Below are 17,606 nucleotides of genomic sequence, written 5' to 3'. Positions count from 1 at the left end.
TGCCTCCCCTAATCGATCATTTGTAACAACAGCTCATAATGAAGCTTTTCTGGTGTAAATAAAGATAAATAAGATTTTTCTACCATAATAAGTGGACCGTGATAGGGATAGCCCTGGTGTTCTGCATAAGCATAGAATTCGTTGATATGTTCTTTGAGTTCAGCTTCAATTTGTACATATACATGACGAGAAAGGTATTTTCCTCTAGGCAAAACTAAATCGTTTGCTCCCTCCTTTTGTGTATAAATTCCTACGGTGTCCGTCTCATCGTACGCATAATGGATGTCGGCTTCAAATAAATTGGGAATGTTTTCTTTAAGTTGGATCAGTTGCCTTGCTTGCAAGTACTCTTGCGCTTCCATATGGAACCACAGGGATAAGTGAATCTCCTCACGAGTATCAATATAATAAGTCACTTGATCCTCAAGCGGAATATGCTCTTGCTCATGCAACAACTTGCTGATAAGGTGCTTTGTTTGCTGAAGCTGAGTGATGGCTGCTTCCGTGTCTGCCAACGCTTGGCGAAATAATGATGTGATTTGAACGGTTGTCAGATTACTCAAACATTCCTTGATCATTTGAACAGACAGTCCCATTTTGCGAAGCAACAAAATATGAGATAGACGGTAAATTTCATCTACCCCATACATCCTGTATTGGTTTTCTGCAATATAAGCAGGGGCCAACACCCCTTTTTCTTCGAAGTATCGAATTTGATGTACAGAGACTTTCATCAGCTTTGCCAGCTCACTAATCGTAATTTCATCACTCAACCAATTCACCACCTTTGCTGTTTTTCATATTACAAGCATAAACCTTAGGTCTGACCTAAGGTCAAGTTTTTATTTTAGCCTCTCCTGATAACAAAAAAACCACGGCACCAGATTCGGTACCGCAGTTTATTAATCAATCATGCTATTGGATTTGTTTCATGTAAGATTTGAATTCCTCGGCAATTTCTTTGTATTTCGTATGATGCAGGTAATGTGAACCTTCCATTGGGATCATTTTGCCCTGCGCGGATTGTTTGGCTTGTGCTTCATGTAACGGAATCCACTGCGGGTTTTTCTCGTTATTGGATTGAACAAAGAGAAGCACTGGCAGATCACTAGGATACGTGAGTTTTTCTCCATTTTTGAAATTGGAACCCAGATGTTTAAGCTCATTTACTAATGTCGGATTTGTTGAGACTTGATTCGAAATCAACTTCATCTGTTCTTTGGTATGTTCATCATAGTCAAGTGATGCATATGAATCACCACTCACTTTATTGAGTACTCTCATTAAGCCTGATTTTTGAAAGAATTTCATTAAGTTCAAAGGTAATTTAACATCCATGCCAGGTTGATTCGGAACACTGCTATCGATCCCGACAAAAGCAGAGACTTCATCCGGATACGTGTTCACATAAGTCGCCGCGTACAGTCCCGTGATGGAATGCCCCATCAGAATATAACGATCTATACCGAGCTGCTGTACAGCTTCATGAATTTCACTAACAATATTCTCGGTGGTTCTCTCCGTTTCGGTTTGGTCACTTAACCCATAACCGAAAGGCTCAATCGCCACAACTTTGTAATCGGAAGTTAATTCATCGATTAACAATTTGAAATCAAGTACTGGTGACGGTGTTCCTTGTCCGGGAAGTAACACGATGGTTTGTTCGCCGCTACCTTGAATGGATACATTCATATTCTTCCCATCAACATTGACATGTTGGCCGTACGATTCGATTTTCTTTTTCTCGGCCCCATTACTTATCGTATGAACGACAAACGTGATGCCCATGAACAGCACCAGCGCGCCGACAATACCACCTATTATTTTCAACCATAAGTACCGTTTTTTACGGCCCTTAGTCCCCGTTGTTGTTACATCCACTGCTTCTGCCATTTCCATCTTCTCCTGTCGTTTATATCTGTAGAGCCGCTCTTGCGACATAGGTATAGTGTAACCATGGAAGATGTCCCCTTCGTGACGGGAATATGAACGGAGTATGAACTACATAAAAAAAGAGAGCTGCTTGTTGAGAGCAGTTCTCCATAGGATAAGACAGTTTTAGTGGTCCAGGAACACAAGCTGAATGAAGAACAATACCGCAAAAATGTAGAAGATTGGATGAACATCTTTACCTTTTCCACGAAGCAGCTTGAGTACCGGATAAAAGATGAAACCTACGCCGATGCCTGTTGCAATACTATGCGTCAATGGAGTAAGAATGATAATCAGGAAGGCAGGAAATGCTTCTTCGAGATCATCCCATTTGATTTTGCTGATAACGTTAATCATAAAGTATCCAACAATAATCAGTGCCGGAGAAGTAATCGCCGGAATGCTTGATATTACACTTACGATTGGTGTGAAGAACAAGGTCAGCGCAAGCAGCACACTTACCGTTACCGCTGTCAGTCCCGTTCTTCCTCCTGCAGCTACCCCTGTGCTGGATTCGATGTAAGCCGATGTTGGACTTGTTCCGAGCAAAGCACCTGAGGTTGTTCCTACGGCATCTGCCAATAATGCGCCACGCGAGCGTGGGAATTTACCATCCTTAAGCAATCCTGCTTGTTCAGCAACGCCGAGCATCGTGCCTGTCGTATCAAACAGCGTGATCAACAAGAAGGTAAATATGATTGTATATAAACCATTCGAGAATACACCTGCCAGATCCAGTTGCAAAGCCGTTGACGCGAGGCCTTGCGGCATGGATACAATCGATTCCGGCATTTGGAATAGTCCCATGATCCAGGCAAGTATCGCTGTTACCACCATTCCGATGAACAGGTAACCTTTCACATTATAAGCCATCAGCACAACGGTAATAATCAATCCGATAATGGTCAGATAAGCCATTGGCTCAGCCAAGTTTCCGATCGTAATCAAATTCGATTCTGAATCGGCAATAATCCCGGCATTTTGCAAACCTACCGTTGTAATAAACAATCCGATCCCTGCGGTTATGGCATGTTTTAAGCTAGCAGGAATTGCATCTAGCAACATGTAACGGAATGAAGTCAGTGATAAAATAATAAACAAAATCCCTGCTATAAATACGGCTCCCAATGCAACCTGCCAAGATACGCCATACCCGGCAACTACGCTATAGGCAAAGAATGCATTCAGGCCCATACCCGGCGCAATGACGATTGGATAATTGGACCATATTCCCATAATCAGAGTTCCCACAATACTTGCAAGTACCGTTGCTATGAATACTCCGTTAAAGTCCATGCCTGTGCTGCTGAGTATTCCTGGGTTTACGATAACTATGTATACCATTGTGAAAAATGTTGTAACCCCTGCAATAATTTCTGTGGGGATAGTCGTGCCTCGTTCTTTAAGTTTGAACCATTTGTCCATGGTAAAGCCAGCCTCCAACTTTCAAATTATACTCCAAAGCTAAAAACAAAAAATCCTAATCTTCATATAGGATTGTAATATTCGCGCTCCTATATTCGTTGTTAGGATTTAAAGATTCAACAGCTAAGCTCTAAACTAAACATAAAGATACTCATATCTGTTTTCAACCTGAAGTCCATTTCGTATTCTAATTAAAATTACATGCAATGTCAATGAATTAACGATTTGTTCACAGTTATTTACGAACTATACAGACATTATCTCTTTTGTTCATTCGTTTTTAGGATAGAGTAAGTACGTATCGCTCAATGTCTGCGATATATGAAGAAAAGACTGCCAGCAATGTTCACTGACAGTCTCTTGCTTAATTCGTAGTAGGTTTCTCTTCATATTCGCTGGATAATTTTTTTAGCGATTTGATTTTGCCATGGGGATGCTGTTCTTGCTTTCGTGACTTCCAGGCAGCTTCTTTTCTTTTCTTCTGGTCAGCCATACAAGATATCCTCCTCTGGAAACTGAGATGTATACTACTTCTTTATGATGTCATTCCTGAACAACTTTATTCTGCTTGTATAGGTAATAAGAGAATTAGGCAAGCATATAAGACAAATTATAGAGAATTCAAAAGCTAATTGGCAGGACCCAGATTAATCAAGCTGACCTCGGATAATGAGACGGTTGTGTTGCCATCTTGCTCACCATCAATGTTACCCAGATCAAATGAAATTCGAGTATTCGCATAGCTGTCTTCTGTTGCATCAAATGTAAACGTGAACTCCTGTTCTTCTGGGGTCAAATCAACTCGTGCCCCAAAGAACCCATGCCATTCATAGTTGGCAGCTGCATCGACCCATCCAATCCCCAAACCCAATTTCCTGGACTTCTCCGCTTTGGCTTTAAACGTTAATTTATATTTAAAACCTTGCTGTATGCCGAATCCTTCATTGATGACTTGACGATCCCATGGATGCTGTCCTGCATGACCAATCTTGGCTTGAAGCTGTTGATTGCTAACTTGCATCTCAAGGTCCGCTGCATTACCGTCCGCATGGGTAAACCAACCTTCCTTACCTTTGGAGAAGTCTCCATTAGGAATAAGATTAACATGAGCAGGCTGCCCTCCTTGATCTGCATTCGGATTAACTTCATATAATTGGACGTTATTGATGTGAATCGAGTGTTCACCTGTAGAAAGCGGATATCCTAATCCAAATGCAAGCATAGCTGCCGAATCTGAGGTATCTCCCATGGTGAAGGTATAACTATACGACTTTTGATCTGCGGTTAATTCCACTTCTTCTTCAAAATACTTCACAAAATCCCCTGCATTCTGAGAAAGAACCGCTTGCATGGATTTAGGACTGGAAGCAGATCCCTCGAAGGTAAGTCGGTACGTTTTGTTTGCATCCAGTTTGATCTGACCTTGTTGCAACAAAGCATCCCACCAATGTTCACTTGTACCAGGCAATTTAACCATTAATCCTTCACCCTCGTCATGTGAGGCTGTCAGATCATTAGGAGTTAGCTCCCAATGATTCAGATCAGCTGTTAGCTCACTGTTCTGAATTTTGTTTTGTGAAATATCCACCCAACGTGTATTATAATCTGCTCCTTCAAAATTCACATAATAGGGTTTGCCTGCTGTCAAGTTGACCCCTGGAAAATACACCGTTTTATATGCTTGCCATCCACCCGTGTCTCCGAGACTCAGGTCTGATTGTGCAACGGTTGTACCTTGTTCATCCTGAATGCTGAACTGAACCTTGGAATCACTTTTTCCACTGGCCATTCGGGCAGACAGAACATATACTCCGTCGTGAGCTACATCGATTTTATATTGCAGCAGATCTCCCTGATCCATGTAACTGACATGTTTTCCTCCTTCTACGGAGTCCTCCAGTTGTAAGCCCTGCATCATCCAGGCTTCGGTTGCAGGAACATGTGCGTAGCCATTCACTGACAGAGGTTTGCCGCGTTTCGTCAGACGAACATTGTCCACATATACCTTACCTTTAGAACTGCCGAATAACAGTTTTAGCTCGGATTGTGCGATTGATGCTCCATCTCCAATGATGATTTCTCCGGTGTATGTTTTCATTTCTTGGTTCAAGGAGAGGTTTTGTCCTTGATGAACCTGTACCGTATGCCCATTACTGCTGACAACATCAATGTCGATACTTCGCGGTGTGTCTGCCTTGGCATCTAAGGAGAAACCATACGTTGTATTCGCTTCCAGTTTCAAATCCGGTTGGTTCACCGAAACTTGTTGTGGGTCATTATTCGTTTGAGTAACATCAACAACCAGCTGACGCTCCATAATTGGGAATTTCGAAAAGTTATTTACACTTATATTGGCTGCCGCACTGTCCTGAATGCTGCTTGACCAGAATCCCAGACGCTCCTTGCCTTGATCGAATGTGCCATTGTAAATAAAGTTGCCATCAGGTAGCGCGTTTCGTTCGACAGTTAACGGATCAGCTTCACCCACCTCGATCAGCCTGACATTGGCAAACCAAACGGTTGTATCATCCAACCCCAGATTAAATTCGAATCTGGCATTGTTATCCGTGCCATCCCGCATATTGAAGGTATAGTCATAGGATTGCCAATCTGTCGTGAGTGCAAAGGTGTTATCACCCGAATAATTGGTCCAACTTTTTTCGAATTGGTTCAGTTTGGACATGATCGTACGGTTAGCAGATGCTTTCGCATCAAATTGTATCTTGTACTTTTTGTTTTTCTTGATGTACATCGGCATCTGAGTGAGTTGAACCGAGTAGTTTTCAGTACCCGATGCATCAATGGTAACTTCTGCTGCTTTCCCTTTCTGCTCATCCGTTACAACTTTGACACTGCCAGCTCCATCAGCATTTGTGATGAATTTCCACTGAAGAGGCACTCCATTGTCTTCAGACCCTTCCGCAAAACGTTCATTGTATATTTGATTGCCATCGGCTTGTGGGTCACGCTGTTGCACAGGCTCGATGGGATTTGTTGTTACATCAGGCCATGTGTCTAGATTTTTGTAAGAATATACTCGCACAAAATCAACATTCATCTTTTCGGAAGTGAAGTTGCTTTCAGGTGCCCCCGGCCAGTCTCCTCCAACTGCCAGATTCAGAATCAGATAGAATGGACGATCAAATGGTGCAGGGAACGTATAATACTCGGGTTGGCCGGCGGCCTTCGTTTGCCAGTTGGTCACTTCATGATGCAGCTTTCCATCCACATAGAAACGAATCATACCCGGCAACCATTCCACCTGGAAATCGTGATAATCGTCAGCGAAAGTTTCTCCCTTCGGAAGAGTAAGACTTCCCTGATCATGTCCATGGGAGCCGTCAGGCTTCACACTGTCATAATGCAATGTGCTATATACCTTGTTATTACTCTCTTTGCCACCAATTAGCTCCATAATATCGATTTCTCCAGAGGCAGGCCATCCACCATAATGTGCTTCATCTGTTGGCATCATCCATATGGCAGGCCACATGCCTTTTTCAATAGGAAGCTTCGCACGTACAACTACTTTACCGTAGGTCCAGTCGCCTTTTCCCATGGAGATCAGTTTGCCAGAGCTGTAATCTTTACCGTTTTTCGGACCCTTTTTTGCTTCAATCTGCAACACGCTTCGATTCTGATCTTTTGTAATGCGAGTGTTATCAGGGCTATAATATTGCATTTCATTGTTATAAACGAGTCCTGTATCCTGCACGGTCCATTTGGAAGCATCAATCGAAGGCCCGTTAAACTCATCATTCCAGACCAGCTCCCATTGATCATGCGGAATCGTTGTTGCTGGAACCGGTTTTTCGCCAGCCGGATTGCTTGGTGTTGATGGTGTAGACGGTGATTGCCCGTCTGGAGAAGATGGTGTGGGTGTACTTGTCACATTTGTTGAACCACCAGGCTGCGATGAAGCAGGTTGTTGGGCTTCACCCACCATGGATGTGCGCAATCCTTGTTTTACTTTCTCTCCGTTGATCACAACATCATCGGCATCTACACTCAATTTTTGGATCGTACCTTTGGTATCCATTCGAGTCTGACTCGCTTCTGCATGAATATTCATGGAATCAATCAGGCTGTTTGAAGAGATCTCCAGAATGGATTTCTGCTTTACATGCATCTCCTGAATGTTGCTTTCTTCCGTAATGGCAATTCTGACGGGTTCCCCACGTTTGTCAACGACTACTCGCTTCAGCTTGGAGTTGTTAATGTTGATGGAATGACTGCCTCCGCCTTTAATGATGACACTTCCTGTAACAGTTACGCCCTGAAGAACAACAGATCCCTCGCCTATGCCTTCTGCCAGCAGCAGATTTCCATTAACAATCATATTTTTCAACGTGACATCCGTCGATTTAATAATCAAGTTGCCATCTACCCGGGACTCATATGTTCCAGGAGTGCTTTTTACATCTGCAATCATCGCTGACAGTAACTCTGCCGTCTCCGCTCGTGTAATCGGGGCTTTGGGATTTAATTTGCCTTGGAAACCTTTAAGAATATTTTCGTTCACCAGATAGGTAAGCGCTTTCTTTGCATAACCGGAAATATCATCTGCATCCTGAAATTTCAATTGTTCACTATCTTCATTTGTAACCGCTGAAAGTTGAAAAGCTCGATCTACCATAACCGCTGCATCTTGGCGTGTAATCGGTTGTTGTGGTGACAGATGTTCACGGTCTGTCCCTTCGATGATGCCAGAACCATTCGCTCGTACCATCACGTCATAGTACCAATCGTCTGAAGTCATATCCGCATATGAACCAGTCGCCGCATTACCGGTGAAACCAAAGGCCCGATCCAGAATCATCACGAATTCAGCTCGGCTAATGACCTGACTGGGCTTGAATGTACCGTCCGTATAACCTTTCAATAAATTCAAGTCTTGCAACCGTGTAACTGCAGATTGTGACCAATGCCCCGTCAGGTCTGTATAGGGAACAGAGAAGTGCAGGCTTTTCGCCTGCACATTTCCCACCTCCGCTTGACCCTGTACACTTTCTGCTCCAGCAGTTGCTGGATAAACGAGAGAAGCCATTAAACTCCATGCCACCATACATGCCAGTCCTTTTCTCATCCTTCTTCCTCCCTCAGCTCAGTTATCCTTGCATTTGCATAGCCTATTCCTTAACTGCTCCAATAACGATCCCCTTAACGAAGAAACGTTGTAAAAACGGGTATACCATCAGGATCGGAAGCGCGCCGATAAAGATCTGTGCTGCGCGTACGGTTCGCTGCGAGATATTCTCCAACATGGAAGGATCGACATTGATTTTGCTGAGATCTTGCTGAACAATAATGGTCTGTAATAGAGAAGCAAGTGGATAATTTTTAATATCAGACATATAGATCATGCCGTCGAACCAGGAGTTCCACTGATACACCATCGTAAATAAGGACAAGGTTGCGATAGCTGGAAGTGAAAGCGGCACGTAGACCAGAATCAACGTTTTGATATGACCTGCTCCATCCAAATAAGCTGCTTCCTCAAGTTCTTTGGGCAGACCGCGGAAGAAGTTCATCATGAGAATAACGTTCCACACGGACAGTGCGCCAGGCAGAATAAGCGCCCAGATTGTATTCATCAAGCCAAGCTTCTGGATCAGAATGTAACTTGGAATCAAACCGCCGCTGAACAAAATGGTAAATACGAAAAACCACGTATATAAGGAGCGACCTTTAAAACTGATGTCTTCCTTCGACAACGGAAATGCGGTTAAGAGCATGATGACCATACCAATGATCGTCGCAATTACAGTCCGTTTAAGTGATACGATTAAGGAGTTGATGAAGTTTGAATTCCCGAATGTTTTTACATATGCGTCGGTTGTGAACCCGATGGGCCAGAAGGTAACCAGGTTTGATGATGCTGGCGCCATACTGCTGAATGACACAGCCAATATATGAATAATTGGTAAAATGCAGAGTATCGATAATATCCCAAGAAAAGTATAGTTAGCGATGCTGAATATGCGGTATCCTTTTGTTTTATAATACAAGCCCTTTTCTCCTCTCTAGAAAACTCGATAATTAGCTAGTTTGTAAGCCATTCTGTAAGATATAACAATCAAAATGGTAGCAACCACAGATTTGAACAACCCTACTGCTGTGGCAAAACTCATCTTCCCGTTCAGAATCCCGAGTCGATATACAAAGGTGTCAATGATGTCGCCTTTGTCATACACAAGCGGATTGTACAAGTTGAACACCTGATCAAAACCGGCGTTCAGGATATTGCCGATAGAGAGTGTCATCAGTACGATTGTAATCGGCATTAATGCCGGAATCGTAATGTGCAGCGTCTGTTTAAATCGGTTGGCCCCATCCACCTCTGCAGCCTCGTAGAGCGCAGGATTAATTCCTGAGAGAGAAGCCAGAAATACGATCGTACCAAAACCAAATTCTTTCCACACATCACTGAGGATCAGCGTTATCCGGAACCATGTACCGTCTCCCAGGAAGAAGATCGGTTCTCCTCCAAAGGCTACGACAAGCTGGTTGACCATGCCGCCCTGAGGAGACAGGATATCGAGCAGAATACCACCGAGAATAACCCATGATAGGAAATGCGGTAGATACACAAGCGTTTGACTTACTCTCTTGAATGCCGTCAAGCGTACTTCATTGAGCAAAATGGCAAACAGGAATGGAGCGAATAGTCCTGCGATGATTTTGAAAAATGCAATGACCAGCGTATTCCAGATCACCTGACCTACGTCCGGATATAAGAATAAATATCGGAAATTGTCCCAACCCACCCATTTGGATTCAGAAAATCCCAAGTATGGTTTGAAATCCTGAAAAGCAATTACAATGCCGCCCATCGGTATGTACTGAAACACCAGTGCCAGCAATACAGCTGGAATGAGCATCATATGCAAGGTCCAGTTCCGTTGCATATTCCAGCGCTGTTTAACCCTGGTGGAGCGCCGTTTATGCGGCGTTTCTAACGTATGTTCCTTCACTCCTGCATCCCCCATGTTCTAAATTTTGTATTTTACAAGTCATCGTGAACTTGTATATTAAAATTATAGCAATGGAAATTTGTGATCTATATCCTAATATTGCAACAACGATATCAATATTTTAATAAGATTAAGGAGGTTGGACTTTGTTCACACGCTTGAATGTCTTTACCAAAATTACACTGTTGTTTGTGATGCTGCTTATTCTGGTGCTGTTTCTCTATACATACTCGAACCGGGAAAGCGTGCGTGTTATCGAACACGAGATTCAGAACAATACGATGAATCATCTCTCGACATTTGCTGATTCAGTAGAATCCAATATTTACCAACTGTCATTGTATGGGATGTCTATTGGGCAAGATTCGAGTATTCAGGAATATCAACGTCCCGACTATAAGGACATTCCCTATGAACGTGTGAAAGTTGGAAGCGCCATTCTGGAGAAAATGAATCTGTACAACGCAGCAAGCAAATGGCATTCGACCATCACACTATACTTCCCAAGGATGCAAAAAGTGATATCAACGGATTATTATGCTTACATTCCGTACATGGATGATGAATTTAAGGAGCCTCTCTCGCAATCCTGGACCTATGCTGACAATCAGTTTATCTGGTACACTACCGATCCAACGACAGCGATGGCGAGACCTGGCAAAGCCAGATTGATTACCAAAATCAGTTTTCCAGTTCATCACTTAACTGCACTTCTTAATCAAAACAAGTTAAATAATAAAGGTGACCCGTTCATGTTCCATCCCGATTATGGATTAATTAGCAATAGTTCTGGAAAGGAAACCTTGAACGCAATCCTGCCTTCCCTGAAAGAAGCAAAACTGCAGGCCAGCGGTGGATTCAGTACAACGTTGAACAAAACGGAATATTACGTCTCTTATATTCAATCCAAGAGCCTCGGCTGGTATTATGTTGACTATGTGCCTATGCAACAAATTTTGAAACCGATTACGAGCAGCCGGAATCTCTTTTACGCTTCAATTGCCGTTCTGATCGTGATGAGCGTTGTTGTATTATATACACTCTACCGAAGTGTGCAGCTTCCACTTTTACAGTTGGTTAAGGGGACAAATCGCTTGTCCACCGGAGACTTTTCCGTTCGGCTTCATCATTCTGCACGCAATGAGTTCAGCCTGTTATTTGCACGTTTCAACATCATGGCTCAACGAATTCAAGAGTTAATCGAGAATGTATATGAGGAGAAATTACGAAGTCGGGAAGCCACGCTCAAACAGTTGCAATCGCAGATTAATCCGCATTTTTTATATAACTGCCTGTTCTATATCAAGAACATGGCCCGAATGAAAAATGAAAAGGCCGTGGTAGCCATGGCACTGAATCTGGGGGAGTATTACCGATACATAACCAGGTCCGAAAAGGATCAAGCCACGCTTCGTGAAGAACTGACGATGGTCAAAAATTATTTGGAAATCCAGTCACTTCGTCTGGAACGAATGCATTTTACAATCGACGTGCCCCATGATATTTTAGATAAAACAGTTCCCAGACTAACCCTCCAGCCTATTATTGAGAACGCTATTATTCATGGTCTGGAGCCCAAATCGGTAGATGGTGAGATTAAAATCTATGCGGACTGCGAGGATGATGTGTACACAATTATCGTGGAGGACAGCGGGCTTGGCATGTCTGAGAAACAACTTGATCATCTGAGAGATAATCTTCTTAAACCGCTGGATGAGAATATGGGATGTGGTACATGGAATGTCCATCAGCGTTTATCTTTTCTGTACGGTGAAGGATCTGGACTATCTTATGATCATTCTTCAATGGGTGGGATTAAAGTTAACATCACGTGGCACGACAATACAGACAAGTAGGTGAACAACCCATGCTGCAAATATTATTAGTTGACGATGAACGTTCCGTCGTGGAAACGCTGGCAGAGACCATTCCGTGGGAAAGCTGCGGGATCGGTACAGTTCATGAAGCATTATCCGGTGCAGTAGCGCTGGAAATTATGGACAACCACGACATTGACATTGTAATTACGGATATACGTATGCCCGAAATGTCAGGCATTGCACTGATTACAGCGATTCATGAAAAGTGGCCTCATGTGCAGACGATTCTGTTATCAGGTCACGCCGACTTTGAATATGCGAAACAGGCCATTGCGCAGGAAAGCTTTGATTACTTACTGAAACCCGTTAGTGATGAAGATCTGATCGAATCCGTGCAACGTCTTGTTCATCGAATTAAAGAAAAGTGGGAAACCGCAGCATCTCATCAAAGAGCCTTACACGCCTTTCAGGATCATCTGCCATTGCTTCAATCCACGATGCTGCATGAGTTGCTGACTGGAAAAGTCTATGATCAGAAGACGCTGGCAGACAAGCTTGATCTGCTGGAGCTTCCCTACTCCGTAGGAGAAGATCTCGGCATGTTGATTATCCGTATGGAGAAACATCTATCCGATATGGCGCACGGCGACCTGGCCCTAATGGAATATGCGATATGTAATATCATAAGTGAAGTGATGCATAATCATTTTCATATCTGGCACACACGAGACGTTCATGATTACATTGTTGTTCTGGTAAGCATGAAACATTCCACAACGATGAGTTATAGCAGGAGTGAGACGCCTCAGACATTGCTTGAGCAGTATGCTGCCCAGATTCAAACCAATGTTCAGTTATACCTGAAAGGTGCAATCTCCATTTCCGTCTCCAGTTGGGGCAAGTTTCCCCATGAAATTGGAGAACTCTATGAGCGAACGGTTATGTCCATGCGTAAACGGATGGGTCAGGTGCAAGGTTTGTTTGTCACCGCTTCCGATGAAACGGATGCCAACCCTCTACATACGATCAGGTCGCTGTATCAGCCACCAACGTTGATTAGCCTGCTCGAAGCTGGTCGCTTTGAGGATGTGGAACAGAAAATCGAACACATTTTTGCGGAACTGCTGCATTCCAATGAACATCATGATATTGCCGAGTCAACCTTTGAGGTGTATTTTGCTATAGCGGGTGCGTTTGCGTACATCATTCATAAAAATGGCAAACAAATCTCTTCTTTGATACCAGCAGAGTCCTATCGTTACTTTCAAGCTCCCAGCTATTCCACTGCACAGCAGCTACAGGACTGGTCCGTGCGTACACTTCATTACATACGAGATGATGCTGAACAAGAGCTTAGAGACAATCACAGCACCATTGTGCGTAGCGTCAAAAGTTTTGTCGACCTTCATCTGGCTGGAGATGTATCACTGCCTGCAATTGCCGACCATGTGCATCTGCACCCAGTCTACTTGTCCAAGGTATACAAGGCGGAGACAGGTGAAGCACTTACTGCCTATGTGTACCGGTTAAGAATGGAGAAAGCAGCCTATCATTTGCGAACATCAACCGCCAAAGTGTTTGAGATTGCAGAACTTGTCGGTTACAACAATACCGCATATTTCATTCGAGTTTTCAAGAAATTTTATGATCTTACACCGCAAGAATATCGGGAAAATCTGCCGGTTTAAGATACTCAGGCCAGACTTGACGTTCTAGTAATCTCTCCGGTTTCCTCTACTCTATATCAATTACAAAAAGGCATTGCCGGAGATTTTCTCCTGCAATGCCTTTTTGGTGCTTATGTGGCCGGGATGAATCATTTCAGCCAGCCCTTTGTCATCCTATTTTCCGCTTTTCACGGAATCATACCACTCGTTAACTTCTTTCGTAATCTGATCTCCGCCTGAAGATTTCCATTTCTCAACAAATGAGTCGAACGCATCAACAGAGGTTTTGCCATATACAATTTGAGAGAATGTATCTTTCTCCATCTTTGTCAAAATATCATTGTTCATCTGCATTGTCATTGAAGGTGCTCCAGTAAACATCTGATTGAACACGATATCTTTTTGATCCAAAACAATCTTGGCTGCATCAAGCATAGGTACTGGTACACCTGATTTGATTTTCTTCTCAAACGGTGTAGTTGCTTCTTCACCGCTCGCGAGCTTGGCAAGTGTTGTCATGCTTAGATTTGGAATACGCGCTCCATCAAACGTTAAGGTGTACTTCTCTGGAGCATAACCACCCGTAAGACTTGCATCAGTTGATGGTTTCCCATCGACCATTACCCAATCGTACCCTTCGGCAAATCCATGCTCAAACTCATCGCCCTCTTTAGGATTTGCATAGTGATCAAAGAGATAGTTCTGATAGGTGAAAAAGGCTTCCGGATTCTTCATGTCTTTGTTAATCAGAACTACGCCATTTCCGTTTGACGTACCATGTCTTCCTGCTTGACCATTTGGACCGGAAGGAATTGGATACGCCTTGTACTCAGCCTCAGGATTGTTTTTCTTCACATCCTCCAGCGGCCAGGATGGCATCCAGTGAGGACCAACCACAATACCTGCTTTTCCGGCAGTAAATTCTTCAGCTGCTTTTGTCTCGTCATACACGCCGGCTTCTTCCGGGATATACCCTTTGCTCATCCAGCTCTGTAATTTGGCCAAAGCCTGTTTTGCACCAGGTGTAACGGAACCGTATTCAAGTTTTCCGTCTGCCGTCAGATTCCATTGGTTTGGCATTGTACCATAAGCGCCAAATACCCACCCAGCTTCAGACATCCATGTGTTCAGCCAGTTCTTGAAGCCAATGGTGAGTCCGTAAGTGTCCTGCTTCCCATTGCCATCCGGATCTTGATTCGTAAACGTTTCCATAATGACTTCAAGATCATCTATCGTTTTAGGTGCTTCCAGATTGAATTTCTTCATCCAGTCTTCACGGATCCACATGACAGGATCACCATTATAGGAATAGTCCAGAATCGGAATACCGATCTTTTTGCCATCTTGCATGTATGGATACCATACGGAAGGATCTTCGTTTACGGCTGCTTTCCATGTGTCGCTGGCATATTTGTCAAACAACTCCCCCGCATCGACAAATTTTCCGGACTCAATCAATTCACGCACTAGATTGAATTCGCCGCGATACGAAATAATGTCTGGCATGTCTGCATTGGAAGCCAGTGACAGGCGCAGTTTCGTCTCAAATGCATTATTGGTGGATGGAGATATCCACTGGTTTTTCAACTCAATCCCGAGTTTCTCCTTGGCCCATTTTGTATGGACGTTGTTATCCTGATCCTCGCCTGACTTAAACTTCACGTCTGGACCCCATGGTCGTAAATACGTAATGGATACTGGTGGATCATACTTCCCATTTTTGAGCTCCAACGTTGTCGCTGGTGTACTTGATTCTGTTTTCTTGTCGCTCCCGTTACTACACCCACTCAGGGCTACAGATAGGGCCAATACTCCGATCATGACCAAACTGCCTACTCGTCTCTTTTTACTTGTGTCCAACTTCGTTCCCCCAGTCTATGTAATGTTGCTTACAGGTTAATCATAATGAATTTTTGATATTTATGCCCATACTAATATTGCAACATTTATTGCATTAATTTAGGATATTGGATATTGAATACATATATTGAATAAATACAATGCCTGAATATAGAAAAAAGCAGCCACTAACGGCTGCTTCAGTCTGCTTAATTACTCGTATATTTGACCCAATCGTACTCTGCATAGAGCGGATTGGCCCCGTTGTAAGGACCGAGCCAGCTATCTACTCCTGTTCCATTCCACAGGTTCATCATGATTTTTCCGGGTGTTTTAGGAATATTGCTGGTTGCCGTATGTTTCAATACACCATCAACATACCATTTGATATGTCCCGGCTGCCAGTCAAATGCGTACGTATGGAAGCCCTGGGATGCATCAAACCCTAGATTGATAATCTTCTCATGATTACCAACCCCATTGGTGTAATAATTAAACTGCACTTTGGTTGTGTCTTTTCCTAAAAATTCGATATCAATCTCATCCCATTGGGTGCCATGTGCAGGGCCTGTGTATGTGAAAAATGAGGAAACTACACCTGTGTTCTTGGCAGGTTTCATACTGACTTCATACAAGCCGTACCCATACGTATTCGTGGTACGATACTCTCCGCAATCAAACTTGTTCTGTGCAGAGCTGGTCAAACCAAGCTTAAGCTTGCCGTCACTTGTGAAATTAACATTGTTAGCCCTCCACGTACAGTTAAACATGTTCCCATTGGAATACCCATCCGCTTTTTGCCACGTACTTGCGTTAAAATAGGTTAGAGGTTCCCAGAACACATAACCCGCGAAAGCGCTTACCGAAAAAAACAAAGAGACGACACCAGTTACCGCCAAAGTATACCAAGACTTCCTTTTCATCATACACCTCCATGAATGATTCCAACATGTATAAGCAGCGCAATAATAGATAACGCTTACATGGTTGGTATTTCCATTTTATCTGGAAGTATAGTGGTACACTATAGCAAACTTCAAAGCAGAGATATTCAATTTTTAAGATCCTCGTTCTCGTATCTAATCATGTCATGTTAAGACTATGCCAGTTTCATACACGTAAGATGGATTGAATGAAGCGCCTGCCCTTCAGCATAGAAGGAATCAGGCGCTCCATGAAAACCATTTTTACATATATCTCAACATGTTTGTTAATTTATTCACCCTAAAAGGGTTTTATTTCGCACCAGCTTGTACCAAAATGTCTTCAATTTCTTTAAAACCATTATTCTTCGCATGACTGAGCGGTGATACGCCATCACGATCCGGTATGTTCACGTCTGCTCCATGATCAATGAGTAATTGTATCGTCTCCTGCTGCCGAGCATTGCCGTCGTTAAGAATGATCGCTTCGAGTAGTGCTGTCCATCCCAATTGATTCACATGGTCCACATCCACTGAAGTTTGAGTGAGTAGTTCTTGCACTACATCCACATATCCATGCTCCGAAGCTGGAATAAGTGCTGTCCCTCCATATCGATTTGTTATCGCTGGGTCCGCTCCCGCCTCGATTGTCAGCTTCAAAATATCCAAGTATCCTTCAGCACCAGCATACAGAAACGGGGTATTTTTCATATCGTCCTGTATATTCACATCTGCCCCCGCTTCAATTAACACTTTAGCCGATGTTAGATCATTATTGTAAGTTGCAAACATTGTAGCGGTTCGTCCACTCTGATCTTGAGCATTGATATTGGCACCTGCTTGAATCATTTGTTCGATGCGTTCAGTATCGCTGTCCTCTACTGCCTTGAACAGCTGTTCATCTGCTGAAGTCATGGCCTTTACCTCCTCGTTAGAGTCGTTTCTCATTTCAGGCACGCAACCTTGAACGATCAACATACTGCTTATCAGGACAACGATGATCAGCGTTTTACTCATACTGCCTCC

At 43.3% G+C, this 17,606-nt stretch carries 12 protein-coding genes; 2 read left to right on the top strand and 10 right to left on the bottom strand.

Annotated features, from left to right (window positions below; all coding sequences use genetic code 11):
- Window positions 1–8: 8 nt before the first annotated feature.
- The 7 genes from C161_RS15610 to C161_RS15585 all read right to left on the bottom strand — a co-directional run bounded on the left by C161_RS15610 (window position 9) and on the right by C161_RS15585 (window position 10,331).
- Window positions 9–773, bottom strand: a complete 765-nt coding sequence (locus tag C161_RS15610) for a MerR family transcriptional regulator (protein ID WP_036671313.1) — start codon at window positions 771–773, stop codon at window positions 9–11.
- Window positions 774–915: 142 nt separating this feature from the next.
- Window positions 916–1,893: an alpha/beta hydrolase gene (locus C161_RS15605; protein ID WP_036671311.1), complete on the bottom strand. Its 978-nt coding sequence runs from the start codon at window positions 1,891–1,893 to the stop codon at window positions 916–918.
- Between the two features lie 165 nt (window positions 1,894–2,058).
- Entirely contained in the window at window positions 2,059–3,357 is a 1,299-nt protein-coding gene (locus C161_RS15600; RefSeq protein WP_017688352.1) for an NCS2 family permease, read from the bottom strand.
- 364 nt (window positions 3,358–3,721) lie between these two features.
- Window positions 3,722–3,850 carry a DUF6254 family protein gene (locus C161_RS32990; protein WP_235193827.1) on the bottom strand — a complete coding sequence of 43 codons (129 nt, stop codon included), beginning with the start codon at window positions 3,848–3,850 and terminating at the stop codon, window positions 3,722–3,724.
- Window positions 3,851–3,985: 135 nt separating this feature from the next.
- The gene (locus C161_RS15595) at window positions 3,986–8,443 is read right to left on the bottom strand and encodes a carbohydrate binding domain-containing protein (protein ID WP_036671310.1); all 4,458 of its coding nucleotides are present in this window, start codon (window positions 8,441–8,443) and stop codon (window positions 3,986–3,988) included.
- A gap of 43 nt (window positions 8,444–8,486) precedes the next feature.
- Window positions 8,487–9,365 carry a carbohydrate ABC transporter permease gene (locus C161_RS15590; protein ID WP_017688354.1) on the bottom strand — a complete coding sequence of 293 codons (879 nt, stop codon included), beginning with the start codon at window positions 9,363–9,365 and terminating at the stop codon, window positions 8,487–8,489.
- Between the two features lie 15 nt (window positions 9,366–9,380).
- Window positions 9,381–10,331 carry an ABC transporter permease gene (locus C161_RS15585; RefSeq protein ID WP_017688355.1) on the bottom strand — a complete coding sequence of 317 codons (951 nt, stop codon included), beginning with the start codon at window positions 10,329–10,331 and terminating at the stop codon, window positions 9,381–9,383.
- Between the two features lie 146 nt (window positions 10,332–10,477).
- Between C161_RS15585 and C161_RS15580 the strand changes: the two genes are divergently transcribed.
- The gene (locus C161_RS15580) at window positions 10,478–12,187 is read left to right on the top strand and encodes a sensor histidine kinase (RefSeq protein ID WP_036671308.1); all 1,710 of its coding nucleotides are present in this window, start codon (window positions 10,478–10,480) and stop codon (window positions 12,185–12,187) included.
- Window positions 12,188–12,198: 11 nt separating this feature from the next.
- Window positions 12,199–13,839, top strand: coding sequence for a response regulator (locus tag C161_RS15575; protein ID WP_036615627.1), 1,641 nt, complete (start codon window positions 12,199–12,201; stop codon window positions 13,837–13,839).
- 153 nt (window positions 13,840–13,992) lie between these two features.
- Here the strand turns inward: C161_RS15575 and C161_RS15570 are convergent, their stop codons facing one another.
- The 3 genes from C161_RS15570 to C161_RS15560 form a co-directional block, all read right to left on the bottom strand.
- Window positions 13,993–15,639, bottom strand: a complete 1,647-nt coding sequence (locus C161_RS15570) for an extracellular solute-binding protein (protein ID WP_051449775.1) — start codon at window positions 15,637–15,639, stop codon at window positions 13,993–13,995.
- A 227-nt stretch (window positions 15,640–15,866) separates the two neighbouring features.
- Window positions 15,867–16,580 (bottom strand): beta-glucanase, encoded by a 714-nt coding sequence (bglS, locus tag C161_RS15565; protein WP_036671305.1) that lies wholly within the window; start codon window positions 16,578–16,580, stop codon window positions 15,867–15,869.
- Between the two features lie 312 nt (window positions 16,581–16,892).
- The gene (locus tag C161_RS15560) at window positions 16,893–17,597 is read right to left on the bottom strand and encodes an ankyrin repeat domain-containing protein (RefSeq protein ID WP_036671303.1); all 705 of its coding nucleotides are present in this window, start codon (window positions 17,595–17,597) and stop codon (window positions 16,893–16,895) included.
- Between the last annotated feature and the right edge of the window lie 9 nt (window positions 17,598–17,606).

This window comes from Paenibacillus sp. FSL R5-192 (genome assembly GCF_000517845.1).
In the GTDB taxonomy this organism is placed as follows: Bacteria; Bacillota; Bacilli; order Paenibacillales; family Paenibacillaceae; genus Paenibacillus; species Paenibacillus amylolyticus.
This window is presented reverse-complemented; position numbering and strand designations above follow the sequence as displayed.

Excerpts from the sequence above, each read along its gene's own strand:
- C161_RS15575 (WP_036615627.1), top strand. The coding sequence starts at position 12,199 with ATGCTGCAAATATTATTAGTTGACGATGAACGTTCCGTCGTGGAAACG.
- C161_RS15595 (WP_036671310.1), bottom strand. The coding sequence starts at position 8,443 with ATGAGAAAAGGACTGGCATGTATGGTGGCATGGAGTTTAATGGCTTCT.
- C161_RS15560 (WP_036671303.1), bottom strand. The coding sequence starts at position 17,597 with ATGAGTAAAACGCTGATCATCGTTGTCCTGATAAGCAGTATGTTGATC.
- C161_RS32990 (WP_235193827.1), bottom strand. The coding sequence starts at position 3,850 with ATGGCTGACCAGAAGAAAAGAAAAGAAGCTGCCTGGAAGTCACGAAAG.
- C161_RS15570 (WP_051449775.1), bottom strand. The coding sequence starts at position 15,639 with ATGATCGGAGTATTGGCCCTATCTGTAGCCCTGAGTGGGTGTAGTAAC.
- bglS (WP_036671305.1), bottom strand. The coding sequence starts at position 16,580 with ATGAAAAGGAAGTCTTGGTATACTTTGGCGGTAACTGGTGTCGTCTCT.
- C161_RS15605 (WP_036671311.1), bottom strand. The coding sequence starts at position 1,893 with ATGGCAGAAGCAGTGGATGTAACAACAACGGGGACTAAGGGCCGTAAA.
- C161_RS15600 (WP_017688352.1), bottom strand. The coding sequence starts at position 3,357 with ATGGACAAATGGTTCAAACTTAAAGAACGAGGCACGACTATCCCCACA.